General features: G+C 66.6%; 1 protein-coding gene. It reads left to right on the top strand.

Annotation, left to right across the window (positions count from 1 at the left end; translation table 11 throughout):
- Window positions 1–1163, top strand: a 1163-nt coding sequence (locus tag JCM25156_RS16915; protein ID WP_025814072.1) for an amidohydrolase, incomplete at its 5' end; no start/stop codon positions are given.
- Window positions 1164–1289 lie beyond the last annotated feature (126 nt).

The raw sequence follows: 1289 nt of genomic DNA on the forward strand, positions 1-1289 counted from the left end.
CCGGCCTGCTGCGCGGCACGGCGGAACACCTGCCGGTATGGGAATGGCTGACCCAGCACATCAACCCCATGCACCGCGTGCTGACGGCGGGGGAAGCCGAACTGGCCTCACGCATATGCTATGCCGAGGCCCTGCTGTCGGGCACCACGACGGTTGTGGACATGTGGCGCTTCATGGATGGCAGCGCCCGCGCCGCCGAGGAGATGGGCCTGCGCGCGGTACTCGTGCCCTATGTGGGCGCGCACCCGGAATACGACTATTTCGACACGCTGGATGACAATGAAGCCCTGATCGAACGCTGGCACGGCGCGGGCAGCGGGCGGATCAATGTATGGGTCGGGCTGGAGCATCCCTTCTACGCCGATGAGGCGGGCATGCGCCGCGCGGTGGACATGGCCATTCGCCACCGTACCGGCTTTCATACCCATCTTTCCGAATCAGAGCTGGAGCCGCCGGAATTCGTCAGGCGCTACGGCGTGCGCCCCGTGCAGGCGATGGAGAAGCTGGGCGTGCTCGATACGCCGCATGTCATGTTCGCCCACGCCGTGTGGCTGGATGAAAGCGAAATCGCGCTCTGCGCCCGTCATGACGTGGCGATCGCCCACAACCCGGTCAGCAACATGAAACTCGCCAGCGGGATCGCCAGCGTGGAGGACATGCTCGACGCCGGGATCGCCGTGGGGCTGGGCACGGATGGCGAGAAGGAAAACAATAATCTGGACATGTTCGAGGAGATGAAGACCGCCTCCCTCCTCGCCAAGCTGGGGCGGCGCAACGCCGCGGCCCTCGATAGCTGGAAAGTGTTGGCCATGGCCACGCGGCTGGGCGCGCGCGCAGTGGGGCATGGCCATGATCTGGGCCAGCTGGCTCCGGGTTTCCGTGCCGACATCATTGCCGTGCGGACCAATACGCCACGCATGACGCCGCTGATCGGTGCGGGCCAGTGGGCCAACCTGCACCATAACCTCGTGCATGCCGCGCAGGGCGGTGATGTCTGCCTGACCATGGTTGATGGCCGTGTTGTCGCCCGCGATGGTCAGGTGCTGGGCGTGGATCTGCCTGCCCTGCTGGCGCAGGCGAACGCCATGGCCCCGGCGCTGTTCGCGCGCCGGGCCCGGTGGCTTGCTGATAACGGAGCATTGACGCAATGGACGAATTCGTGACTTCGCGCCTTCCGGAGGGCGGGGCAGGCTGGATCGCGATCGGCCTGTCAGATGACGTGCCGGCGGGGTGCGTGACCGGGGTCGTGCTGGCGGGTCGACATCTGGCCCTGTGGCGTGACGGGGCGG

The sequence above is a fragment of the Komagataeibacter kakiaceti JCM 25156 genome (assembly GCF_000613305.1).